This window comes from Curtobacterium sp. MEB011 (genome assembly GCF_030209655.1).
Lineage (GTDB): Bacteria > Actinomycetota > Actinomycetes > Actinomycetales > Microbacteriaceae > Curtobacterium > Curtobacterium poinsettiae.
Genome location: NZ_JARVRN010000002.1, coordinates 216,172 through 239,690 on the forward strand (window position 1 = coordinate 216,172; position 23,519 = coordinate 239,690).

Consider the following 23,519-nt stretch of genomic DNA (forward strand, 5'->3'; position numbering starts at 1 on the left):
GAACCATGAGCACGCAGAACCCCCAGACCGAACAGACCGAACAGACCCGCACCGTCGTCCTCACCGGGGCCGCCTCACCGCGGGGCATCGGCCGCGCCACCGCCCACCACCTGGCCGAGGCCGGGTGGGACGTCGGGATCGTCGACCTCGACCAGACGGCGAGCGAGCAGGTCGCCGCCGAGATCCGCGAACAGCACGGCGTGCGGGCCGTCGGTGTCGGTGCGAACGTCGCCGACGAGTCCGCCGTCCGTGCGGCCTTCGACACGATCGAGGCCGAACTCCGGCCGATCACCGCGCTCGTGAACCTGGCCGGGGTCTCGTCCGCGCACGCCTACCTCGACCTGCCCGAGGGGGAGTGGCACCGTGTGCTGTCGATCAACCTCGACGGCGTGCACTTCGCCAGCCTGCGGGCGGCGGAGTCGATGGTGCGGTCCGGCTACGGGCGCATCGTGAACCTGTCGTCGGTCTCCGCCCAGCGCGGCGGCGGCACCTTCAGCAAGACCCCGTACACGGTGGCGAAGGCCGGCGTGATCGGCCTCACCCGTGGTCTGGCACGCGAGCTCGGCCCACGCGGCGTCACGGTCAACGCGATCGCCCCCGGTCCGATCGACACCGACATCATGGGCGGCACCCTGTCCGAGGAGCGGAAGGCCGAGATGGCCGCCGACGGCGTGCTGCCGCGCATCGGCACCCCGCGGGACATCGCTGCCGCCATCGCGTACCTGATCAGCGAGGACGCCGGGTTCGTCACGGGCCAGACGCTCAACGTCGACGGCGGCCTGTACATGCACTAGGGCCAGCCGCCCGCGGAACGCGCGCCGACCGGGCGACGCGATCCGTGCCTCCCGTCCGGACGACCGAACCGACCGCCGGACGCCAGAACGACCGCACCGTGCTCGCAAAGGAGCGAACCCGTGTCACTACCCCCTGCCCCCGCGCTCGGGTCGACGAACGACCCCGGCCTGAAGTCCGCCATCGGCAAGGCGACGAAGCACCTCATGCCGATGCTCGTCATCCTGTACTTCGTCGCGTTCCTCGACCGCACGAACGTCGGCTTCGCCGAAGAGGCCCTGCGCGTCGACCGCGGTATCTCCGACGCCGCCTTCGCCCTGGGCGCCGGCATCTTCTTCATCGGCTACGCGATCTTCGAGATCCCGTCGAACCTGCTGCTCAAGCGGTTCGGTGCGCGCTTCTGGCTCGCCCGGATCGCCGTCACGTGGGGCATCGTCGCCGCACTGTTCGCCTTCACGACGAACGACACGATGTTCATCATCCTGCGGTTCATCCTGGGTGTGACCGAGGCCGGGTTGTTCCCGGGCGTGATCATGTACCTGTCCGAGTGGTTCCCGAACAAGGTGCGCGTGCGCATGTTCGCGATCTTCTACCTGGCGCAGCCGTTCTCGCAGATGATCGGCGCCCCGTTGTCCGGCGGCCTCATCAGCGTCGGTGACCGGGTCACCCCGTTCCACGGCTGGCAGGTCATGTTCGCCGGCGAGGGCATCCTCGCGGTGCTGGCCGGTGTCGCGGCCCTGGTGTTCCTGACGAACAGTCCACAGCAGGCGAAGTGGCTCGAACCGGGCGAGAAGGCGTCGCTCACCGCGGCCATGGAGCGCGAGGACACCGCTCGCACCGAGGACGGCCCGAAGGGCATCTGGCGCGCGATGGCGAGCGGGCGCGTCTGGTACTTCACGATCATCTACTTCTGCCTGCAGGTCGCCGTGTACGGCACGACGTTCTACCTGCCGCAGCAGGTGTCCTCGCTGCTCGGGCAGGACGTCGGCTGGCAGGTCGGGCTCGTGACCGCGATCCCGTGGCTCGTCGGGCTCGTCGCCTGCTACCTGATCGGGTCGCGGGCGGACTCCGTCGGCCGACGCCGGCGCTGGGGCACCCTGTTCTACGTCACGACCGGCCTGTCGATCCTCGGCTCGGCGTGGGCGGGGGCGAACGGGCAGCCGGTGCTCGGCATCCTGTTCATCACGCTGGCCGTCGCGAGCTTCCTGTCCGTCGGCCCGATCACCTGGGCGTACCCGACGGCGTTCCTGACCGGTGCCGCAGCCGCCGCGGGCATCGGCCTGATCAACTCGCTCGGCAACCTCGGCGGGTTCGTCGCCCCGATCATGCGCACCGCGATCAACGAGGTGGTGCCCACCGACAGCGGTGCGTTCGGCATCGTCTCGCTCGGTGTCCTGGCGTTCGTCGCCGCGGTGATGATCTTCTGCACCAAGTTCTTCCGCGGGGCCAAGGCCGACGAGCTGCTCGACACCTCGCACGTCCGCACCACCGACCCGAAGGGCAGCAAGCGATGACCCGACTGTTCAACGACCCGGCGGACTTCGCCGACGAGGCGACCGACGGCTTCGTCGCCGCGAACGAACGGTGGGTGCGGAAGGTGCACGGCGGCGTCGCCCGCGCCACCACGAGCCCCGACGGCACGGTCGCCGTCGTGATCGGCGGCGGCTCGGGGCACTACCCCGCGTTCGGCGGACTGGTCGGACACGGCTTGGCCGCGGGTGCCGCGATGGGCAACCTGTTCGCCAGCCCCAGCGCCCAGCAGGTCACCGGCGTCGCGAAGGCCGCGGAACACGGGGGTGGGGTGCTGCTCAGCTACGGCAACTACGCCGGAGACGTCCTGAACTTCGACGCCGCTGCCCGCACGCTCGAGGCCGACGGCATCCCGGTCCGGACGGTCCGCGTCACCGACGACGTGACGAGCGCCCCGGCCGACGACCGCGCGAAGCGCCGCGGCATCGCGGGCGACCTCTGCGTCTTCAAGGTCGCCGGCGCCGCCGCCGAGCGCGGGGACGACCTCGACACGGTCACCGCCGTCGCCGAGCGGGCGAACGACCGGACGCGCAGCTTCGGCGTCGCGTTCTCCGGGTGCTCGCTGCCGGGTGCCGAAGAACCCCTGTTCACGGTCCCCGAGGGCCGGATGGCGGTCGGCATGGGCATCCACGGCGAGCGTGGCATCGACGAGACGGACGTGCCCACCGCGGACGGGCTGGCCGAGCTGCTGGTGTGCCGGCTGCTCGACGAACTGCCCGACGGCGTGGCACTCGAGGGCCAGCGGGTGGTCCCGATCCTGAACGGTCTGGGCTCGGTCAAGTACGAGGAGCTCTTCGTCGTCTACCGCTCGGTGCAGCGGCGCCTGGCGGACGCCGGGGTCGTCATCGTGGAGCCCGAGGTCGGCGAACTCGTCACGAGCTTCGACATGGCCGGAGTCTCCCTGACGCTGTTCTGGCTCGACGACGAGCTCGAGGAACTCTGGGCAGCACCCGCGGACACGCCCGCCTACCGCAAGGGCGGTGCCGTCGCCGAACAGCGCGTCGACCCGTCCACCGTGGCGGCGGACGCCGAGGGCGTCGGCATCGGCCAGGCGACCGACGAGTCCCGTGCGGTCGCCGAGCAGGTCGCCGCCGGGTTCGCCGCGGTCCGCGCCGTCCTCGACGAGCACGCCGACGAACTCGGGCGCATCGACGCCGTGGCCGGTGACGGCGACCACGGCATCGGGATGCAGCGCGGATCGCACGCCGCCGACGTCGCGGCCGCCGACGCGGTCAGCCGCGGTGCCGGTGCCGGCACCGTCCTGCTGGTCGCCGCGGACGCCTGGTCCGACAAGGCCGGCGGCACGTCCGGTGCGATCTGGGGTGCCGCCCTGGAGGCACTGGGTCGCGTGGTCGGGGACGACTCGCGTCCGTCGGGTGCCACCGTCGCGCAGGGGGTCCGCGCGGCCACCGAGGCCGTGCTCGCGTTCGGCGCCACCGTCGGTGACAAGACGATGGTGGACGCGCTGGTGCCGTTCGACGAGGTGCTCCGCACCCGGCTCGACGCCGGGGCGGCGCTCGCCGAGGCCTGGGGTGACGCGGCCCGTGCCGCCCGTCAGGCAGCGGACGCCACCGAGTCCCTGGTGCCGAGGATGGGCCGGGCGCGGACGCACGCCGACCAGGCCGTCGGCACCGCGGACCCCGGTGCGCTGTCCTTCGCCCTCGTCGTGGAGACGGTCGCCCCGTGATCACCGTCGGGGTGTCGCTGAAGACGTACTTCTCGCACGCCCGGACGCTGTCGTGGGCGGCCGAGGTCGCCGACATCGCCCGGCGACACCCCGCGGTGCGCTCGGGTGCGGCGTCGCTCTTCGTGGCGCCGACGTTCCCGGCCCTCGTCCCGGTGCGTGAGCTGCTCACCGGCACCGGTGTGCAGCTCGCCGCGCAGGACCTGTCGTGGGCCGACGCGGGCGCGTTCACCGGCGAGGTCTCCGGCGCCGAACTGCGGGAGATCGGTGTCGACCTGGTCGAGATCGGGCACGCCGAACGGCGCTCCCTCTTCCACGAGGACGACGCGACGATCGCGGGGAAGGTGCACGCGGCCTTCCGGAACCACCTGCGTCCGCTGGTCTGCGTCGGGGAGCCGGACCGGGCCTCCGATCCGACCGAGGCCGTGGCGGCGGTGACCGCGCAGCTCGACCGGGCCGTGTCGACCGCCGTCGCGGACGGGCGCGCCGGACCCCTGACCGTCGCCTACGAACCGGTGTGGGCGATCGGCGCCCCGGTACCCGCACCGGACGACCACATCGTGGCGGTGCTCGCCGGGATCGAGCAGCACCTCGCCACCCGGCCGGAGCTGCACGGCAGCACCGTGCTCTACGGGGGCAGCGCCGGACCCGGCCTGCTCACGCGGGGGCAGGGCCGGATCGGCGGGCTGTTCCTCGGACGCTTCGCCCACGACCCGGCAGCGGTCGAGGCGATCCTCGACGAGGTCGCCGCGGACTAGTCCTCGCGGGTGCCCGCCAGCCCGTGGTCGTGTGCGTAGACGACGAGCTGCACCCGGTCGCGCAGTGACAACTTGCCCAGGATGCTCGAGATCTGAGTCTTCACCGTCGACTCGGTGACGTACTCCTTCGTGGCGATCTCGGCGTTCGACAGGCCGCGGGACGCCCACCCGAACACGACGCGCTCCCGCTCGGTCAGGGTCGCGAACTCCGGCGGCTGCGGTGCCGGGGCCCGGGCGACGTCGGTGCCGAACAGCTGCGCGAGGTCGTTCGGGGCGATGACCGAGCTGCCCTCGTGCACGGCCCGCACCGCGGCGAACAGGAACGGCGGCGTGGTGTCCTTGAGCAGGAAGCCGCTGGCGCCGAGCCGGATCGCGGTCGCCGCCGCCGGGTCGAGCCCGAAGGTGGTGAGCACGACGACGCGGGGCAGCGGCCCCGGGACGGCGCCGGAGTAGAGCTGCCGGACGGTCTCCACGCCGTCCATGCCGGCCATCCGCATGTCGAGCAGCACCACGTCGGGGCGCACCTCGGGGATGAGCGCGAGCGCTTCGGCCCCGTCGGAGGCCTCACCGACCACACGCATGTCGTCCTGGGCATCGAGCACCACCCGGAGCCCCGCGCGGAACAGCGCCTGGTCGTCGGTGAGCAGGATCCTGATCGGTTCGGTCATCGGACGGGTCCCCCTTGGACGTCGAACGGGATGCGGGCGCGTGCCGTGAACACGTCGTCCAGCACGGCGGCGTCGAACGACCCACCGAGGGCGCCGAGGCGCGAGTCCATGCCGTCGATCCCGCGGCCCGAGCCGGCCGTGGTGCCGTCACCGGCGACGTTCTCGACCTCGAGCACCAGGTCGGCGTTCCGCCAGGTCTCCCGCACGACGACCGGGTTGCCGGGGGCGCCGTGGCGCAGGGCGTTCGTGAGCATCTCCTGCAGCACGCGGCGGGCAGCGGTGCCGGTGTCCGGGCGCAGGGCCAGCGGGACCCCGCGCACCGTGCGGTCGACGTCGACCCCGGCGTCGCGGATGCCCTGCACGATTTCCTCGAGCGACCCCGGGCCGGTCGCCTCGGCGGAGCCGTCGATGTGCCCGAGGACCTGTCGGACCTCGACCAGGGAACTCCGGGCGGTGCTCGCGATGGTGGCGCTGACCGCTCGGATGCGCGCCTCGTCGTCGAGGAACGGCACCGAGTCGGCCTGCGCGATGATGACCGCGAGCGAGTGGCCGACGACGTCGTGCACGTCGCGGGCGATGTCCGCGCGGATGCGTTCGGACTCGGCGACGTCGATGGCGCGGGTGGCGGTGGCCTCGGCCTCGGTGGCGACGGCCTCGGCACGCGATGCCGCGGCCTCGGCATCGGCACGGCGCTCCGACTCGCGGTCGCGGGAGCGGAAGGCGCGGACGGCGACCCCGCCCGCCCAGACACCGAGCAGCGCGGTCACCGGGGCGGCCATCGCCAGGAACGCCTGGTCGCGGGGACCGTTGATGAGCACGAGGAACCGGAAGCCGGTCGACGCCAGGTAGACCGTCGCCCCAGCGCCGGCGACGACCGCGAGCACACCGGAGACGACGACCTCGGTGCGGGTGCCGACGACCGCGGCGGTCCCGATCACGACGAACATCGCGAGGTCCACCAGCGACGGGCGCTCGCCGCCGCCGACCTGGATCACCCCGAGGACGACGACCATCGCCATCGCAGCGGACGGGGAGATGCGGCGCAGGGCGATCGCCACCGAGGCCGACAGCACCGCGGCGAGGCTCGCGTGCTCGAGCTCGAGGTCGATGGGCAGCAGGAAGACGAACGCCGCCAGGGCCGCCCAGGCCACGTCGACGGCGATCGACCGGGTGGCGAGCGGCCGGAGGAACCTGCCCCGTTCGGTCACGGCTCGATCATCGCATGCCGCCCACGCCGTGCAGCGCGGACCGACGTCACGCGCCCGCGGTCATGGCGGCGAGGGCGATGACGGTCGTGGTGACGATCGCGGCGCAGAGCAGCAGCGTGGCGATCGTGTGCTTCGTCGAGGACTCCATGTCACCAGACTCGTGGCGCGGAGTCGCCGGGGCATCGGGCGCAGGGGCGAAGCGCTTCGTCCCTGCGGGTGAAGCGAGGGGCGATCACCCGGTACTCGGGGATCAGACGACGACGGATCCCAGCTGCCGGTGCGCGATCGAGACGGACTCGCCGGACACCGCGTTCAGCGGCGACGACAGGAACGCGACGAGGTCGGCGATCTGCTGCGGTGTCGAGTCGCCGGGGCCACCTGGGCGGACCTCGGCGGACGGGGTGTCCGTCACGGTCCCGGGGTTGACGACGTTCACCGTGACCCCGGTGCCCGCCACGTCGTCGGCCAGGTTCTTCGCGATGACGCTCACCGCAGTGTTCCGGAGCGACGCCGTGATGTTGCCGGAGAAGTAGGCGTTCTGCCCGCTCACCACGACCACGCGACCGAACCCGGCCTCGCGCTGGGCGGGGAGCACGGCGTTCGCGACGCGGAGGAACCCGAGCGCCTTGCCGTCGATCGCGTCGAGGACCTGCTCCGGGTCGGACTTCCGGGCCGGGTCGAGGGTGCTCGCGCTCGGTGCAGCGGTCACGACCAGCACGTCTATGCGCCCGTGCCGCTCGAGGACGGCGGCGATGCCAACGTCCACCGACTCCTGCGAGGCGGTGTCGATCGGCACGCTGCCGTCGGAGTCCTCGGCGCTGCGGGAAGCGACGACGACGGTCGCCCCCTCGGTGCGGAGGCGGTCGGCGACGGCGGTACCGATGTACCCCTTGCCTCCGACGACGAGTGCGACACGGTTCTTGAGTTCGAGGTCCACGCGGCCACGCTATGCCGGGACGGTGCGGTCTGCCCGCCCGTCGCGCACCGGAGCCCCCACCCGATGGCGGCAGGAGCTCCGGTGGTCAGATCTTCGTCCAACGAACTTACTCTTGAGGAATCACAAGCAAGCCGTCAGGTGTGCATGGCGGTGGGTATCGCAACGGAACGAGGTGGACGTGGGCTCACGAGCAGCTGGAAATGTCGCGACGATCATCGCCGCAGGGTGTTTGGTACTGCTCCTCGTCGTCGTTTGGCTCCGCGGACAGCAGTCGATCGGAGATGGGTTCGCGATCCCCGTCGTGTCCGTGCTCGTTCTCGGGTTCACCGGCTGCACGGTGTGGGCCGGGGTCGTCGCCTTGCGTCGACGCGGGAGAGGACGCTGACGCCCGTCTGCGCGATCTGGCTTTCCTTGAGGCGGCGCTGAGGCGGTCGCGCCGACCATCGCACACGGACCCGCTCGATCGACGGGCACCCGCTGGAGTGAAGGAGAGCCACGTGTACTTCCACAAGCAGGAACTGCAGTTCACGGCAACGCCCGACAAGCCCGACGCGATCTACGCCCGCAAGCTGCAGGAGGTGCTCGGTGGCCAGTACGGGGAGATCTCCGTCGCCATGCAGTACCAGTTCCAGGCGTGGAACATGCACATCCCCGGCAAGTACCGCGACATGGTGTTCGGCATCGGCGCCGAGGAGATGGGCCACGTCGAGATGCTCGCGACGATGATCGCGCAGCTGCTCGAGAAGTCCCCGCTCGGCATCACCGAGGACGCGGTGCAGGACGACCCCACGGTCGCCGCGATCGTCGGTGGCACGGACGTCCAGCACGCCATCGTCGCCGGTGCGGGCGCCCGTCCAGTGGACAGCAACGGCAACCCCTGGCAGGGCTCGTTCATCACCGCCAGCGGCAACCTGCTCGCCGACTTCACGGCGAACGAGAACGCCGAGATGCAGGGCCGTGTGCAGGCCGCCCGGCTCTACCACATGACCGACGACCACGGCGTGCGGGACCTGCTGTCCTTCCTCATCGCCCGCGACACGATGCACCAGAACATGTGGGCGACCGCCGCCGCTGAGCTGCGCGAGCAGGGCGTCGAGGGCTTCCCCGTGCCGAGCAACTTCCCGCAGTCGAAGGAGAACCAGGAGGTCAACTACCAGTACCTCAACTTCTCCGACGGTGCCGAGGCGAAGAACGGCCCGTGGGCGAGCGGCCCCTCGTTCGACGGCAAGGGCGAGTACTCGTACCACGACGGCCCCACGACCTCGGTCCCGATGCCCCCGCCCACCCACCCCGACGTCCGGCTGTACGGCACCACCGAGCTGCCGAACGTCGTCGAGAAGACGGCCGGCCTGGTGCAGGACACGCTGCACAAGGAGTAGTCCCGCAACCCACGGAACGACGGGAGGCCCGGCGCACGACGTGCACCGGGCCTCCTGTCCGTCAGCGGGTCACCGCACCGACGGGGTGGACCCGCCCACGGTCATCAGCGCCCCCGTCTCGGGTTCTTCGTCGCGCGGCGCCTCGAAGATGCCCGAGTAGGCGCGGACGGCACTCCACCCCGCGATCAGCAGGGCTGTGCCGAGCACCGACGCGACCCAGGGCGCCAGGAGCGACTGCTCGAACAGCCGGGGCGCGGCGACCCAGGCCAGGAACGTGCCGGTCAGGCTGCCGGTGGCCCCGAGGAGCACGGCGGTGCGCCGGTCCAGGCTCGTCAGTGCGAGCGCCGCGGTGACGACGAGGACCGCGACCACCGCGTGCAGCAGGACGGACGTCATCGCTCAGCTCCTCACTCGGCGGCGGTGCCGGAACCGGCGGCACCGGAACCGACCGCGAGCTGCTCGGACCCGCCACCGACGGTGACGGCGATCTTGCGCGGCTTCGCGGACTCCTTGACCGGGATCGTGACGCTGAGCACGCCGTTGTCGTACCCGGCGGTGATGCGCTCGGCGTCGAGGCCGTCGCCGAGCGTCAGCTGCCGGACGTACGTGCCGGGCTGGCGCTCACGGGTGAGCCACTGCGAGCCCTCGGGCGCGCCCAGGGTGCGCTCGGCGCGGATGGTCAGGACGGAACCGTCCACGTCGATGTCGACGGAGCCCGGGTCGATGCCGGGCAGGTCGACGTCGAGGACGTAGTGGTCCCCGGTGCGGTACAGGTCCATCGGCATCGAGCGCGGACCGGCTGCGGTGCCGAGGAGCGAACCCGCGAGTCGGTCGAGCTCGCGGAACGGGTCGAAGTTCATCGTCATCGAAATCAACTCCTTCGTGGTTCTCGTTGAGTCCCCTCGACTCAACTGCCACCGTTTTAGCACTCGACCCTGGCGAGTGCCAAAAGAACGCTCAGAGGACGCCGAGAACCACGCAGCGCGCAAAACGTACACAGCGCGAATGGTTCGTTGAACTGACCGTTCACTGTGTGAAAGAGTTCAGCCGTCCGAACGGGACACACGGCAAGCAAGAAGGGCGGGACAGGACATGCACAGCACGTACTCCGGGATGCCTCGGGTCGCGACGATCGGCAGCAGCCACACGCGCGTCGGCCTCACCGACCCGGCGGTCATCGACGCGTACGTCGCGCGTCGCATCCAGGACCCCTCGCTGCTCGCCGGTCGCTCCGAGCCGTCCTACGCGGACTTCTTCACCACGCCTGCCGTATAGCAAGGAGCGCATGACCCCATGCCGTTGACCGTCGTCCGTCGAGAGCACGTCCACCTCTACACCCGCGACCCCGAGTCGCGGGCCGCGAAGACCGCCGTCGACGCGTTGCTCCGCCTGCAGCACGCCGAGGACCAGCAGATCGAGTCCGCCCGCATCGAGAGCGGCCTGACGAAGAACGAGTTCCTCGCCGTCCGGTACCTGCTGCAGGCGCACCGGGACGGCCGGACGACGGGCCCGAAGGACCTGGCCGTCATGCTCGCCGTCTCGAACGCGTCGGTCACCAAGATCGTCGACGGGCTCGTGCAGAAGGGGCTGCTGTCCCGCGCGGCGCACCCCACGGACCGCCGTGCGCAGGTGCTCGCCCCCACGGACCAGGCCACCGAGAAGATCGACGCCTCGTACGCACGGTTCCACGAGGCCGTCGTCCAGGTGCTCGAGCAGCTGCCCGACGCGGACAACGCCGTCCTCGCCGACTCGCTCACGAAGATCGTCGACGCGCTCGCCGCGGGCTCGCCCGCGCCGGTCGACGAGTACACGGTCGACGACCAGGACTGACGCGAGCGCGCCCGGCTGACGCGACCCGACGGGTGCGGCGCGACCGCGATGCGGACGGGAGGCCCGTGGTGCGCCCGCCACGGGCCTCCCGTCCGACGGTGGCGTAAAAACCTTCCAACGGTAAGTTGGGTGCATGACCCACCCCGCGGACGACGCCGACGCGGCCCAGCCGCGCCGCGGCGGGTACCGCAAGGGCGCCGAGCGGCGCACGCAGATCCTCGACGAGATGATCCGCATGGTCGCGGAACAGGGGGTCGACGCTTCGTCGCTCCGTTCCGTGGCCGAGGCCCTCGGGATCACGCACGCGGCACTCCGCCACTACTTCCCGAGCCGCGACGAACTGCTGCTCGCCGTCTACCGGGAGCACGAGGTCCGCGAGCAGGGCGCACCCGACCGGATGAAGTCGGCGATCGGCGACATGCGCGAGAGCGCGTCGCGCAACCGTGCCGTCCCGGGGCTGGTGCAGCTGTACACGACGCTCGCCGCCGACGCCGTGCAGGAAGGCCACCCGGCCACGCGCGACTTCATGCGCGAACGCTTCGCCCGGCTGCGCGCTGAACTCGCCGTGCTCATCGAGGCGGACCAGGCGAGCGGACGGATCCGCGCCGACCTGGACCCGGTCGACCTGGCGAGCCTGAGCATCGCGGCGTCCGACGGGCTGCAGGTGCAGTGGCTGCTCGACCCCGACGCCGTCGACGGTGAACGGGTGCTGCGGCTGCTGGAGCAGCTGGTCCCGCCGGTGCGCTGAGCGGCCAGGGGTACGCCCAGACTGCCGGTGGCACAGCGACCGGCCGGTAGAAGGGCAGCATGACCACTTCCACGCGCACCCCGCTCGGCGTCACGCTCGTCGACGGGGGCGCCAACGTCGCCCTGTTCTCGAGCACCGCCGAGCGCGTCGAGTTCTGCACCTTCGACGACGACGGCACCGAGCACCGCACCGAGCTCCGCAACCGCACCGGCTACACCTTCCACGACGTCGTGCCCGGCGTGGCCGTCGGCACCCGCTACGGCTTCCGCGTGCACGGCGCGTGGGACCCGGCGAACGGCCTGCGTCACAACGGCGCGAAGCTCCTGCTCGACCCCTACGCCACCGCGATCGACGGCGAGTACGAGTGGGGCCAGGCGCTCTTCGGTCACGACATGAACGAGCCCGAGCAGATCGACGAGACCGACTCGGCCAGCGCGATGCCCAAGTCCGTCGTCGCCGACCGGTCCTTCGACTGGGACGGTGACACCCTGCTGCGGACCCCGCTCGCCGACACCGTCGTGTACGAGGTGCACGTCAAGGGCTTCACGAAGCAGCACCCGGACGTCCCCGAGGAGATCCGCGGCACCTACGCCGGCATGGCCCACCCGGCAGCGATCAAGCACCTCACCGACCTCGGCGTCACCGCGGTGGAGCTGCTGCCGACGCACCAGTTCGTGCAGGACTCGACGCTGCTCGACAAGGGGCTCCGCAACTACTGGGGCTACAACAGCATCGGCTTCTTCGCGCCGCACGACGAGTACTCGTCCTCGGGCACCGCCGGACAGCAGGTCGCCGAGTTCAAGTCGATGGTCAAGGCCCTGCACGCCGCGGGGCTCGAGGTCATCATGGACGTCGTCTACAACCACACCGCCGAGGGCAACCACATGGGCCCGACGCTGTCGTTCAAGGGGATCGACAACCAGTCGTACTACCGGCTGGTCGAGGGTGACGAGGCGAACTACTTCGACACCACCGGCACCGGCAACAGCCTGAACGTCGGACACCCGGCAGCGCTCGGCCTGATCATGGACTCGCTCCGCTACTGGGTCGAGGAGATGCACGTCGACGGCTTCCGGTTCGACCTGGCCACGACCCTGACCCGCCAGGACGGCGAGGCCGAGAAGCACTCCGCGTTCCTCGACATCATCCACCAGGACCCCGTGCTGCGCGAGGTCAAGATGATCGCCGAGCCGTGGGACACCGCCGGCTACCAGGTGGGCGGGTTCCCGGCCGACTGGTCCGAGTGGAACGGCAAGTACCGCGACGACCTGCGCTCCTTCTGGCGTGGTGACGAGGGTGCGCTGGGCGACGCCGTCCAGCGGGTCCTGGGCAGCCCGGACGTCTACGAGGGGTCGCGCCGATCACCGCTCTGCTCGGTCGACTTCGTCACCGCCCACGACGGTTTCACCCTGGCCGACCTGACGATGTACGCCGACAAGCACAACGAGGCCAACGGCGAGGACAACAACGACGGCGAGAGCGACAACACCTCGTTCAACGGCGGCATCGAGGGCCCGACCGACGACGGCGCGGTGAACGACTACCGCGACCGGCAGCGCCGCAACTTCCTCGGCACCCTGCTGCTCTCCGCCGGCGTCCCGATGATCCTGGGTGGCGACGAACTCGCCCGGTCGCAGGGCGGCAACAACAACGCGTACTGCCAGGACGACGAGATCTCGTGGTTCGACTGGGCCGCCGCCGACAACGACCTGCTCGCCTTCACCACGGCGGCGATCGCGTTCCGTCGACAGCACCGGGCACTGCGTCCGGAGTGGTTCCGCACCGCGCCCGGTGACTCGGAGTCGACGGTGAGCGTGCTCCGCGCCGACGCCGCCGGGTTCGAGGACGGCGACTGGGCGGACGGCGGCAACCGGGCCGTGACGCTCGTGCTGCACCAGGGGGACGACACCGTGGCCGTGCTGCTGAACGCGTCGGGCACCACGGTGGAGTTCACGCTGCCGGAGCGTCCGGGCGGCGGCAACTGGTCGCTCGGGCTGTCGAGCGACCCCGACCAGGCCGTGGTGGGCGACGCGGCGACGCTGCTCGTGCGCGACGCGTCCTTCACCGCGCTGGTCTGACGCGGGGCGCGGCGCTCGCGCGGGCTCGCTCGCGCGGGCGGGGCGCTCGCGCGGCTTCGCTTGGTGAGCAGAAATGGTCGGGTTCCCGGTGGGGACCCGACCATTCCTGCTCACGAAGTGGTGCTCGTGGTGCGCGCGGCGCTCCTAGGCGTTCGCGCCCGCGGTCAGCACTGCTGCCGCGGGGTCGAAGTCCTCGGGCAGCGGCGGGATCGCGTCCACGGTCGACGTGATGTCGACGGCGGAACCCGACTCGGCCGCGTCACGGATGCCGAGCAGGACGTCGAGCACGTGCAGCGCGACGGCGCCGGAGGCACGCTCGGGGCGGTCCTCGGCGATGGCGCGGGCGAGTTCGACGACACCGGTGCCACGGCCCCAGGTGGAGCCGACCGCCTCGAGCGTCTCGGGCTCGTCCTGCCCGTAGCGCCAGAGCTGCGACGAGCCCTCGAAGGTGTTCGGGTCGGGCAGCGAGATCGTGCCGAGCGTGCCGTTGATCTCGACGAAGCCCATGCGCGGCAGGGCGTGCTGGAACGAGAACGTCGACTGTGCGGACTGCCCGCCGGCGAACTCGATCAGGGCCGCGTGGTGCGTCGGGACCTCGACCGGGAACGTCTCGCCGGCGCGGGGGCCGGACGCGATCGTGCGACGGTCGAGCGACTTCGACGAGACGGCCTGCACGCGCGAGGCGGTGCCGAACGCGTGCACCAGGGTCGTCACGTAGTACGGGCCCATGTCGAACAGGGGGCCGGCACCGGTGGCGAACAGGAAGTCCGGGTTCGGGTGCCACGCCTCGGGTCCGGGGACGTGGAACAGCGTGGTCGCGGAGAGCGGCTCACCGATGTCGCCGCGGGCGATGGCACGGAGCGCCGTCTGGATGCCCGCGCCGAGCACGGTGTCCGGAGCGGTCGCGACGCGCAGGCCCTTGGCCTTCGCCGACTCGAGCACCGCCGCGGCCGACGCGTGGTCGGTGGCGATCGGCTTCTCGCTCCAGACGTGCTTGCCGGCGTCGATGATCTGCTGGTCGACCTCGGCGTGTGCGGCCGGGATCGTCAGGTTGATCACGATCGAGATGTCCTCGCGGGCGAGGAGTTCCTCGACCGTGCCGGACGCGGCGACGCCGTACTCCGCCGCCTGGGCAGCAGCGCGGTCGAGCAGCACGTCGGCGACGAAGCGGACCTCGACGTCGGCGAACTTCGTCAGGTTCTCGAGGTACTGGGTGGAGATGTTGCCGGCACCGATGATGCCGATCCCGACGCGGCTCACTTGTCGTTGTCCTTGAGCCAGGTGAGGGACTCGGTGATGCCCTCGAAGACGTCGCCCTTGTACGCGTCGAACTCGACCACGCGGATGGCCTCGGGTGCGGCGGCGAGGATGGCGGCCACGTCGACGTCGCCCTGGCCGGCGGGGGTCTGGTTCTCGAAGGCGCGCTGCAGTGCCTCGGGCACGATCAGGGCGCTCTCGGACGAGGGCAGCGCGGTGCGGATGTCACCGTCGACCTTGCCGTCCTTGACGTGGATCGCGACGACGCGGTCGCCCAGGCCCGTGAGCACGGTGGGGGCGTCGGCGCCACCGACGGTCGCCCAGAAGGTGTCGACCTCGAGGACGGTCTCCGGCGACAGCTGCGACACGAACAGGTCGTAGACGGTGCGGCCGTCGACCTTGTTCGTGAACTCCCACTGGTGGTTGTGGTACCCGAACTGCAGGCCACGGCCGGCGGCCTCGGCGGTCAGCTCGTTGACGCGCTCGGCGATCTTCGCGACGTCGTCGGCGGTCTGCCAGCGGTCGGTCGGGATGAAGGGGTCGATGACGGTGTGGATGCCGAGGCGCTCGGCGGCGTCCCAGATCGGCGCGGTGTCCTCGGCGTCGATCACGGCGACGTGGCCGGACGGAGCCTTGAGGCCGGTGGCCGCGAACGCACGCTCGAGGTCGGTGGCGCGCTCGACGAACGCGTAGGGCTCGACGTTCTCGTACCCGATCTCGGCGACACGGGCGATGGCCTTGTCGAGGTCTTCGGCGATGGCGTCGCGCAGCGAGTACAGCTGCACAGAAGTGGTGGGCATTGCAGAGGCTCCTTCGATCCTGTCTGGGTGTCGCGGCCCGTCGAGGAGCGATGCTCCGCGGCGAGATCGATGACGACGCTACCCCAAAAACCACCCGGTGTGTAGTTTTTGCTGCCCCGTGTGACGCGGCCCGGACGGCCCGCGCGTCACGGCCCGTGACGGGCCCGGTGTTGCAGACGACACCTGTCGATGTATGCTCGCGTCGGAAAAACCTTGCCGAGCAAGGTTTTCATCGACTCAAGGAGGCGTCATGAGCACACCCGAACCCGGCAGCCCGGCACTGCTCAACCCGGAAGAGGGCATCACCCAGCCCGTCAGCACGGTGAAGGTGGGCATCGGCTACCAGATCGCCCTGTTCCTCGGGCAGTTCGGCCTCTTCGTCGCGCTCATGGCCCCCGTCTACGTGAGCATGCAGCTCAAGGCGCAGGCCCTGGTCGGCGACGACGCCGCGAACGTCATCGGGTCGGTGCTGCCGATCGGCGCGTTCGGCGCGCTCATCATGAACCCCCTGGCTGGCGCCCTGTCCGACCGCACCCGCACGCGCTGGGGCCGTCGTCGCCCCTGGCTGCTCAGCGGTGTCGTCGTCTTCGCGATCGCCCTCGCCTGGATCGCCTACTCGCCGGACGTCCTCAACCTGACGCTGGCCTGGCTGCTCGCCCAGCTCGCCGCGAACGCCACCCTCGCCACCCTGCTCGCGAGCTTCGCCGACAACGTGCCGCAGCTGCAGCGTGGCCGGTCCTCGAGCATCATCGCGCTGGCGCAGAACATCGCCGTGCTCGCCGGCACGTACCTGTCGGTCTTCTTCGTGGCGAACCTGCCCGTGCTGTTCATCGCGCCGGGCATCCTGGCGATCATCCTGGTGGCCGTGTACGCCGTGGTGGCCCGCGACGACCTGCCGACCTACACGCTCAAGAAGTTCACGTTCCTGAACCTCGTCGCGTCGTTCTGGACGAACCCGGTCAAGAACCCGGACTTCGCGTTCGCCTGGTGGTCGCGCTTCCTCATCATCCTGGCGACGTTCATGTTCACGACGTACCGCCTGCTCTACATGCAGGAGCACATCGGCATCGAGAAGCCGAAGGACGCCACGGCCGCCGTCGCCTTCGGTGTCCTGCTCTACACGATCGCGCTGCTGATCAGCGCGGCGCTGTCCGGCTGGGCCTCGGACAAGCTCGGTCGGCGCAAGGTGTTCGTCGGTGGATCGACGGCCATGTTCGCGGTGGGGCTCGTCGCGCTCGCACACGCCGACACGGTCACCGGCTTCTACGTCGCCGAGATCATCATGGGCTTCGCCTACGGCATCTACTCGGCCATCGACACGGCGCTCGTCGTCGACGTGCTGCCGAACGCCGACCGGCCCGGCAAGGACCTCGGTGTCATCAACATCGCGAACGCGTTGCCGCAGTCGCTCGCTCCGGCGATCGCCCTGTTCTTCCTGAAGGTCGGGTCCGACGGAGCAGCCGACAACTACGAGCTCATGTGCTGGGCCGCCGGTGCGATCGCCCTCATCGGCGCACTCGTCGTGATCCCCATCAAGCGGGTGCGGTAGCGCCCGTCGCAACGCGACCAGAAGACGGACTGGAGGCCCGTGGCGACGCCGCCACGGGCCTCCCGTCCGTCTGCCTGGTTGCGTCAGCGGCCCCCGATAGCGTGATCCCCATGCTCGCCGCCGCCCCAGCCCCGTTCGACACCCCCGCCGGCCGCATCATCGGGACGGTCGACGGGGACGTGGTGCGGGTGCTCGGGATCCCGTACGCGCAGGCCGAACGGTTCGCCCCGCCGCAGCCGATGCCACCGGTCGAGGGCGAGCTGCACGCGTCCACCCCGTCGCCGGTCGCGCCGCAGCCGCACGAGGAGTTCGTCGACCTGCTGCTCAACCCGATCCAGGGCATCGAGGTCGACGAGCACTGCCAACGGCTCTCCATCACGCTGCCCGCCGACGTCCTTCCGGGCGAGCAGCTGCCGGTGATGGTCTGGATCCACGGCGGCTCGTACGTCATCGGCGGCGGTGACCTGCCGATCTACGACGCCCGCGACCTGGTGACCGAGCAGCGCGTGATCGTGGTGTCGGTCACGTTCCGGCTCGGCGTCCTCGGGTTCCTCGGCGACGGTGACACGATCCCGGCGAACCTCGGGCTGCTCGACCTGGTCGAGTCGCTGCGCTGGGTGCGCGCGAACATCGCTTCGTTCGGCGGCGACCCCGAGCTGGTCACCGTCTTCGGGCAGTCGGCCGGCGGGGACGCGGCCGCGCACCTGATGATCAGCGCCGGCGCCGAGGGGCTGTTCCGCCGCGCGATCATCCAGAGCGCACCGCTCGGGCTGTCCCGTCGTCGTGCGCGGATGAACCGGGCGATGGTCCGGGCGGTGGGCAGCGTGCACGCCGACACCCCGCTCGACGACCTGCTCGACCGCCAGGCGCTCGGCACCCGGGCCGCCGCACCCTACGGTCTGGCCGCCGGCATGCCCTTCGGCACCCAGTACGGGTTCGCCCCGCTGCCCGCCGAGCGTGATCTGGACGCCGCGTGGAGCCGCGTCGCACCCGACGTCGACGTGCTGATCGGGTCCGGCTCGGACGAGGCCGGCATGTACGTGCCGCTCGTGCCCGGGCTGCGCCGGGTGACCCGGTCGCGCGTGCTGCGGTCGGCCCTGCGGTGGTGGGTCGTGCGCCCGCTGTCCGACGTCATCTACGGGCGCGATGCCCGACGGTTCACCGAGCGGCACCGACGTGCGGGTGGCCGCGCGACCTCGTACCGACTGCACCGCGGGGTGACGAGCGCCCCGACCGGAGCCGTGCACATGAGCGACCTGCCGCTGCTGCTCGGCGGGCGCGAGGCCTGGGCCGGCACCCGCTTCGTCCCCGAGCGCGACTGGCCCGAGGTCGAGCGCCGCGGCCGGGCCTTCCGGGCGATCTGGGCCGACTTCGCCCGCACCGGCGAGGTCCGTGCGCCCGACGACGAGACCCTGACCTTCGACCGCGGCTGACCCGCGGCACGGCCCGTGGCGGCGGCGACTCGCGCCTCCCGGCCCGCGGGGTGGTCGCGACACACCGCACGGGCTGCGTCGCGTGGTCACGTTCCGTCGTTTGTGGGCGGCGGGGCCGACGGTCTGTGACCGCCCGGCGTGCGGACCGCGGGGGGTCGTGACCGGTCGGCGGGCTGGTGGAGCGTCCGCCCCACCCCGGTCCACGGCCTGGAGGCCCGGCGCGGCTGGCCGACGTCGGTGCACCCACCTGGCATGGTCGGCCCATGGAGTACACGGACTACGACACCCGGCTCGCCGCCTACGGCGTGATCACGGACGGTGACCGCGTGCTCCTGGCGAAGCTGCGCCAGCCCGACGCGGGCACGTGGACGCTGCCGGGCGGCGGGGTCGAGTTCGACGAGACCGTCGAGCAGGCCGTCGTGCGCGAGATCCGCGAGGAGACCGGGTACGAGGCCCAGGCCGGTGCCCTGCTCGGGGTCCGGCACCACATCGTCCCCGCGGAGCGCCGCATCCACGCCAACGGCCGCCCGATGAAGGCCGTGCAGGTGGTGTTCCGGGCGACGATCACCGGGGGAGCCCTGCGTCACGAGCTCGACGGCTCGACCGACGAGTCGCGGTGGATCCCCGTCGCCGAGCTCCCGCACCACCGCCACGGCCTGCTCGTGCCGATCGCCCTCGGCTGGGCGGGTGCCCTGTCCCGCTGACCGCTGGCGTCATCCCACGCGCAGCACCGCGAACTGCGGTGGGACCGCGGTGGGTTCCGGGGGCTGGACACCCCACCCGAGGTTGCGGAGCGACTGCGCCGTCTCTGCCGGGAACTGCCGAGCGGTTGCCTCGGCTTCTGCGCGGCGCCAACGGCTGCGGAACCCCTGCACCGCGTCCCGCCACGTCGGCAGAGCGTCCACGCCGCACTCGACGATGACGAACTCGACCACGTCGGCGAGGCTCGGCCGGAAGTGCGGGCCGCCGAGCGGGAAGTGCAACGAGGACAACCGTGCCGCATCCCGTCGGCCCGAGCCGTGATCGCGCGCTCGGGCGAGCAGCGAACTGAACGCTCCGCGCTCGGCGTGCAAGTGCCAGTGCGACCGGGGCGTGGCCGTCAACGCCTCCTGGAACTCGAAGCGGACGAGTGGTTGCCGTTCGTCCGCGAGCAGAACGGCGTACCTGCTCTCGCTGACCACGAGAGCATCGAGGTGATCAACCCATCGGAACCGCATCCACGGGGCCAGGTCCGCGGTGTGCACATCGCCCACGGTCAAACGGACCGGGGTACCCTTTCCGGTCGCGGCGACTGACTGCATGATGAAGGTTCCACTGCGCTCGTCGAGGGCGTAGTCGATCGACGCACCGTGCTCGGGCAGGGCTCCGTCCAGGAGCGCTTGCGCGATCGTCGCCTGGTGCCGCGCCGCCGACGCGGCCTGCTCGTTCATCGCTCACCCAGCAGGGCGGAGATGCTGTCGAGCCAGTTCTGCGTGAGGTACTCGTCCGTGAACAGGTCCCGCCACTGCTCGGTCGGGGCGAACTCCCGATCGTCGAGGTTCCACTCCGCGCGGACCCGCGCCCGCTCCGCCAGGAGTTCCTCGCGGGTCCACTGCCGTCCCAGCACCTTCGTCATGGCCGTCCTCTCGTCGGTGAGAGGACGGTAGGACGATCAGCAGTGCCGACGCGAGCTTTCGGAATACAACATGTTCACCCTTCGATGACGCTGAGGACGTTGCCCGACGGGTCGGTGAACCAGGCGATGAGCGGCCCGCCCTGCCGGTTCACACCCCGGTCGTCGGTCATCCCCTCGTACTGCAGGAACACGACGCCCTTCGCGGTGAGCTCGTCGACCGCGGCGTCGATGTCCGGCACCGGGAAGTTGAGCACCGTGAAGGCCGCCGGTTCGTGACCCGGACCCTTCGGGTAGACGAGCACCTGGTGTCCACCGCCGAGCTGCAGGAAGAGCATGCCGTGGTCCTCGGTGACCTCGATCCCCAGGACGTCCTCGTAGAACGCCTTCGCCTCGGGCACGTCGCGCACCGAGTACCCGCTGAACGCCGTCGTCGCATCGACCATGCGGCAAGTGAACCACCGCGGTCCGGCGTCGGTGCGCTCTGCGAGGATGAAGCCGTGAGCGACTCCGGCACGACCGTCGACCAAGCCGTCGAGCGCGCGGTCGAGCTGGCCGCGGGCAGCGACCGCACCGTGCTCGGCATCGCCGGCGCACCGGGTGCCGGCAAGTCCACGCTCGCCCGCCGCATCGTCACCGCCGTCGACGAACGCCTGGGTGCGGGCACGGCGGTGCAGGTCCCGATGGACGGCTTCCACCTGTCGAACGCGGCGCTCGACGCCCTCGGCCGGCACGACCGCAAGGGTGCGGCGGACACCTTCGACGCCGACGGCTACGTCGCACTCGTCCGCCGGCTCGTCGCCGCCGACGAGGACGTGGTGTGGGCACCGGACTTCGACCGCCGCGTGGACGAACCCGTCGCGGGCAGCATCGCGGTACCCCGCACCACCCGGCTCGTGGTGTCCGAGGGCAACTACCTGCTCGACGACACCGCTCCGTGGTCGGCGCTGCCCGCGCTCTTCACCGAGACCTGGTTCTGCGCCGTCGACGACGGGGTGCGGCTCGACCGCCTGGTCGGCCGGCACATGCGGCACGGCCGCGACCACGACGCCGCCCGCGCGTGGGCGGTGGAGGTGGACGGCGTGAACGCCGCGAGGGTCGCGCCCACGGTGATCCGGGCCTCCAGGACGGTGTGGACGTGACCGCCGACCGACGTGACCGTCGACGACCACCAGGCCACCCCGACCACCACGTGACCCGGACCACCACCACGCGACACCGACACGAGGAGCGACCATGACCATCGCCATCACCGGAGCCACCGGCAACATCGGGGGCGCCGTGAGCGCGGCGCTCGCCGCGGACGGCGTGCCGTTCCGGATGCTCGTGCGCGACGCCGCGCGTGCGCCGGAGCTGCCCGGCACCGAGGTCGCGGTCGCGGCCTTCGCCGACGTCGACGCGAGCCGGACGGCGCTCCAGGGCGTCGACGTGCTGCTCATGGTGTCCGCCGCCGAGGCCCAGGACCGCCTCGACCAGCACCGGGCGTTCGTCACCGCGGCGGCCGACGCCGGCGTGCGGCACGTCGTCTACACGTCGTTCCTCGGCGCGGCTCCCGACGCGACCTTCACGCTCGGACGCGACCACTGGGCGACGGAGCAGGCGATCCGCGAGAGCGGGATGGCGTTCACGTTCCTGCGGGACAGCTTCTACCTGGACTTCGTCGAGGACCTGGTCGGCGAGGACGGCGTGATCCGCGGCCCGGCCGGCGACGGCGCCATGGCGGCGGTCGCCCGGGCCGACGTGGCCCGCGTCGCGACCGCGGTGCTGCACGACCCGGACGCGCACCGCGACCAGACGTACGAGCTGACCGGCCCCGAGGCGATCACCCTGGCCCAGGCGGCCGCGATCGTGTCCGAGGTCCGCGGCCGCACGGTCAGCTACCACCCCGAGACCCTCGACGAGGCGTACGCATCACGTGCGCAGTGGAACCCGGAGCCGTGGCAGGCCGACGCCTGGGTGAGCACCTACACGGCCATCGCCGAGGGGGCGCTCGCCCACGTGTCCGGCGACGTCGAACGCATCACGGGACGCACGCCGATGTCCCTGCGCGAGGTGCTCGCCGCCCGCTGACGCGTGGTGGCCGCGGTGGCTGTGGTGGCCGTGGTGCACTCCGGGTCCGACCGACGGGCCGGGCAGCCCGCAGTGCCACACCGTCCAGGTGATGCCGTTCGCCCGGCGCGGCTGCATCGGCAGGCGTGCGTGCCGGGTGCCGTGGGACAGTGCTCGGCAGCCGCCGGCCAGCGCGGCACGCAGGACCGGGTCGGTGCGGGGCGCGTGGGCCTCGACGACGAGCACGCGCAGTCCGTCGGCGATCCTGCGACGGATCTGGTGCGTCGTGAAGACGGGCACGGTGCCCGAGAACCCGCCGTCCGTCAGCACCGGCAGCCCGGTCGCGTCGATCACGGGCGCGGAGATGTGCCACGTGTCCGTCAGGAACAGCGGTTCGTCGTGCCGGTACCCCTCCAGGCGTCGCGCGGTCGCGACGAGCCGACTGAGGGCACGCGGGTACGGGGTCGATCCGCCCCACGGGTCCGGGCTCGACACGTGGAACACGTCCGGGGTGCCGGCCGGGATCGGCCAGCGCGCGGGCCACGGCCCGACGGATGCGTCGATGCCGCTGCCGTCGCGTGTTGCGTCGAGCGCCTGCAGTGAGAACGCGGCCGGTCCGGCGACCAGGGCGAGGCCGGCTGCGAGCGCGATGGTCGTCCGGGAGGCCCGGTGCCAGCCCGGCCCGCGGGTCGCCTCCCAGCGGGGTCGCCAGCACAGCGCCACCACGCTGGCGACGACGGCAACCGTCGCGACGGTGATCGCGGGCCCGGCGAGCACGCGTGGCATCGCGGTGCCCTGGGCGAGGAACACCACCCAGCCGAGCTGCGCCACGGCGAGGACGACGGGGAGCGCCCGAAGTGCCCGGGACTGCGCCCGGACCAGGCCGACCGCACCGCGCCACCCGAGGGCCGCGAGCAGGGCGAGCTGGACGCCGATCGCCGCGACGTAGGCGGTGTGCGGTACCGCGGCCACCGACAGCACGAGCGCCGCGGTACCGAGCCAGACGACCAGGACGGCCAGGGTGGCGGCTCCGGCACGGGTGTCGAACGCGTGCCCGAAGGGGGTGCCGGCGGTGTCGTGGGCTGTGCGTGTCGACGCCGGCGTGGTCCTCCGCGCTCGCCGTCGGACCAGCACCACGGCCGCGACCACCACGCCGAACACCGCCGCGGGCAGGAGCCAGGCCACCTGCGACGCCAGGTGCGGTTCG

At 71.6% G+C, this 23,519-nt stretch carries 24 protein-coding genes; 14 read left to right on the forward strand and 10 right to left on the reverse strand.

Annotation, left to right across the window (positions count from 1 at the left end; translation table 11 throughout):
- Positions 1–5 precede the first annotated feature (5 nt).
- The 4 genes from QRN30_RS02890 to QRN30_RS02905 all read left to right on the forward strand — a co-directional run bounded on the left by QRN30_RS02890 (position 6) and on the right by QRN30_RS02905 (position 4,764).
- On the forward strand, positions 6–794 hold the full coding sequence (locus QRN30_RS02890; protein ID WP_042538032.1) for an SDR family NAD(P)-dependent oxidoreductase: 789 nt from the start codon (positions 6–8) through the stop codon (positions 792–794).
- Positions 795–914: 120 nt separating this feature from the next.
- Complete coding sequence (locus tag QRN30_RS02895; RefSeq protein ID WP_284760401.1) at positions 915–2,306, forward strand: MFS transporter; 1,392 nt, start codon at positions 915–917, stop codon at positions 2,304–2,306.
- Positions 2,303–4,009, forward strand: coding sequence for a dihydroxyacetone kinase family protein (locus QRN30_RS02900; RefSeq protein WP_056072624.1), 1,707 nt, complete (start codon positions 2,303–2,305; stop codon positions 4,007–4,009). The genes QRN30_RS02895 and QRN30_RS02900 overlap by 4 nt, the downstream gene beginning before the upstream one ends.
- A complete protein-coding gene (locus QRN30_RS02905; RefSeq protein WP_042538028.1) occupies positions 4,006–4,764 on the forward strand; it encodes a triose-phosphate isomerase family protein in 759 nt (252 codons plus the stop codon). Before QRN30_RS02900 ends, QRN30_RS02905 begins: the two co-directional genes overlap by 4 nt.
- Here the strand turns inward: QRN30_RS02905 and QRN30_RS02910 are convergent.
- The 3 genes from QRN30_RS02910 to QRN30_RS02920 all read right to left on the reverse strand — a co-directional run bounded on the left by QRN30_RS02910 (position 4,761) and on the right by QRN30_RS02920 (position 7,577).
- Positions 4,761–5,432 carry a response regulator gene (locus tag QRN30_RS02910; protein WP_056072621.1) on the reverse strand — a complete coding sequence of 224 codons (672 nt, stop codon included), beginning with the start codon at positions 5,430–5,432 and terminating at the stop codon, positions 4,761–4,763. The genes QRN30_RS02905 and QRN30_RS02910 overlap by 4 nt on opposite strands.
- Positions 5,429–6,640 carry a sensor histidine kinase gene (locus QRN30_RS02915; RefSeq protein WP_236558901.1) on the reverse strand — a complete coding sequence of 404 codons (1,212 nt, stop codon included), beginning with the start codon at positions 6,638–6,640 and terminating at the stop codon, positions 5,429–5,431. Before QRN30_RS02915 ends, QRN30_RS02910 begins: the two co-directional genes overlap by 4 nt.
- A 250-nt stretch (positions 6,641–6,890) precedes the next feature.
- Positions 6,891–7,577 (reverse strand): SDR family NAD(P)-dependent oxidoreductase, encoded by a 687-nt coding sequence (locus tag QRN30_RS02920; protein WP_017887776.1) that lies wholly within the window; start codon positions 7,575–7,577, stop codon positions 6,891–6,893.
- Between the two features lie 497 nt (positions 7,578–8,074).
- Here QRN30_RS02920 and QRN30_RS02925 point away from each other — a divergent pair, with 497 nt between their 5' ends.
- Positions 8,075–8,956, forward strand: a complete 882-nt coding sequence (locus QRN30_RS02925) for a manganese catalase (RefSeq protein ID WP_259551313.1) — start codon at positions 8,075–8,077, stop codon at positions 8,954–8,956.
- 69 nt (positions 8,957–9,025) lie between these two features.
- Here the strand turns inward: QRN30_RS02925 and QRN30_RS02930 are convergent, their stop codons facing one another.
- Both QRN30_RS02930 and QRN30_RS02935 read right to left on the reverse strand, forming a co-directional pair.
- Entirely contained in the window at positions 9,026–9,352 is a 327-nt protein-coding gene (locus QRN30_RS02930) for a hypothetical protein (protein ID WP_042538024.1), read from the reverse strand.
- Between the two features lie 11 nt (positions 9,353–9,363).
- Positions 9,364–9,822 carry an Hsp20/alpha crystallin family protein gene (locus QRN30_RS02935; protein WP_017887772.1) on the reverse strand — a complete coding sequence of 153 codons (459 nt, stop codon included), beginning with the start codon at positions 9,820–9,822 and terminating at the stop codon, positions 9,364–9,366.
- Positions 9,823–10,048: 226 nt separating this feature from the next.
- On the opposite strand from QRN30_RS02935, the gene QRN30_RS02940 reads away from it, so the two are divergent.
- From QRN30_RS02940 to glgX, 4 genes are all read left to right on the forward strand, one after another.
- On the forward strand, positions 10,049–10,231 hold the full coding sequence (locus QRN30_RS02940; RefSeq protein WP_017887771.1) for a hypothetical protein: 183 nt from the start codon (positions 10,049–10,051) through the stop codon (positions 10,229–10,231).
- A gap of 18 nt (positions 10,232–10,249) precedes the next feature.
- Positions 10,250–10,786, forward strand: coding sequence for a MarR family winged helix-turn-helix transcriptional regulator (locus QRN30_RS02945; protein WP_284760404.1), 537 nt, complete (start codon positions 10,250–10,252; stop codon positions 10,784–10,786).
- A gap of 133 nt (positions 10,787–10,919) precedes the next feature.
- A complete protein-coding gene (locus QRN30_RS02950) occupies positions 10,920–11,534 on the forward strand; it encodes a TetR/AcrR family transcriptional regulator (RefSeq protein WP_042538020.1) in 615 nt (204 codons plus the stop codon).
- A 59-nt stretch (positions 11,535–11,593) separates the two neighbouring features.
- A complete protein-coding gene (glgX, locus tag QRN30_RS02955) occupies positions 11,594–13,612 on the forward strand; it encodes a glycogen debranching protein GlgX (protein WP_284760405.1) in 2,019 nt (672 codons plus the stop codon).
- Positions 13,613–13,756: 144 nt separating this feature from the next.
- Here the strand turns inward: glgX and QRN30_RS02960 are convergent, their stop codons facing one another.
- Positions 13,757–14,872 (reverse strand): Gfo/Idh/MocA family protein, encoded by a 1,116-nt coding sequence (locus QRN30_RS02960; protein WP_056072597.1) that lies wholly within the window; start codon positions 14,870–14,872, stop codon positions 13,757–13,759.
- Positions 14,869–15,669: a sugar phosphate isomerase/epimerase family protein gene (locus tag QRN30_RS02965; protein ID WP_031260100.1), complete on the reverse strand. Its 801-nt coding sequence runs from the start codon at positions 15,667–15,669 to the stop codon at positions 14,869–14,871. Before QRN30_RS02965 ends, QRN30_RS02960 begins: the two co-directional genes overlap by 4 nt.
- Before the next feature lie 250 nt (positions 15,670–15,919).
- Here QRN30_RS02965 and QRN30_RS02970 point away from each other — a divergent pair, with 250 nt between their 5' ends.
- From QRN30_RS02970 to QRN30_RS02980, 3 genes are all read left to right on the forward strand, one after another.
- Positions 15,920–17,218 (forward strand): MFS transporter, encoded by a 1,299-nt coding sequence (locus tag QRN30_RS02970; protein ID WP_017887765.1) that lies wholly within the window; start codon positions 15,920–15,922, stop codon positions 17,216–17,218.
- A gap of 110 nt (positions 17,219–17,328) precedes the next feature.
- A complete protein-coding gene (locus QRN30_RS02975; protein WP_083389191.1) occupies positions 17,329–18,651 on the forward strand; it encodes a carboxylesterase family protein in 1,323 nt (440 codons plus the stop codon).
- Between the two features lie 263 nt (positions 18,652–18,914).
- On the forward strand, positions 18,915–19,355 hold the full coding sequence (locus QRN30_RS02980) for an NUDIX hydrolase (protein WP_056072589.1): 441 nt from the start codon (positions 18,915–18,917) through the stop codon (positions 19,353–19,355).
- A 9-nt stretch (positions 19,356–19,364) separates the two neighbouring features.
- Here QRN30_RS02980 and QRN30_RS02985 read toward each other — a convergent pair whose 3' ends face one another.
- The 3 genes from QRN30_RS02985 to QRN30_RS02995 all read right to left on the reverse strand — a co-directional run bounded on the left by QRN30_RS02985 (position 19,365) and on the right by QRN30_RS02995 (position 20,709).
- Positions 19,365–20,081, reverse strand: a complete 717-nt coding sequence (locus tag QRN30_RS02985) for a hypothetical protein (protein ID WP_071249937.1) — start codon at positions 20,079–20,081, stop codon at positions 19,365–19,367.
- Positions 20,078–20,266 carry a hypothetical protein gene (locus QRN30_RS02990; protein WP_017887761.1) on the reverse strand — a complete coding sequence of 63 codons (189 nt, stop codon included), beginning with the start codon at positions 20,264–20,266 and terminating at the stop codon, positions 20,078–20,080. The genes QRN30_RS02985 and QRN30_RS02990 overlap by 4 nt, the downstream gene beginning before the upstream one ends.
- A 74-nt stretch (positions 20,267–20,340) precedes the next feature.
- Positions 20,341–20,709: a VOC family protein gene (locus QRN30_RS02995; protein WP_071250378.1), complete on the reverse strand. Its 369-nt coding sequence runs from the start codon at positions 20,707–20,709 to the stop codon at positions 20,341–20,343.
- 54 nt (positions 20,710–20,763) lie between these two features.
- Here QRN30_RS02995 and QRN30_RS03000 point away from each other — a divergent pair, with 54 nt between their 5' ends.
- Both QRN30_RS03000 and QRN30_RS03005 read left to right on the forward strand, forming a co-directional pair.
- Positions 20,764–21,405, forward strand: coding sequence for a nucleoside/nucleotide kinase family protein (locus tag QRN30_RS03000; RefSeq protein ID WP_284760409.1), 642 nt, complete (start codon positions 20,764–20,766; stop codon positions 21,403–21,405).
- 94 nt (positions 21,406–21,499) lie between these two features.
- Positions 21,500–22,333: an SDR family oxidoreductase gene (locus tag QRN30_RS03005; RefSeq protein ID WP_259576513.1), complete on the forward strand. Its 834-nt coding sequence runs from the start codon at positions 21,500–21,502 to the stop codon at positions 22,331–22,333.
- The last annotated feature ends 1,186 nt before the right edge of the window (positions 22,334–23,519 follow it).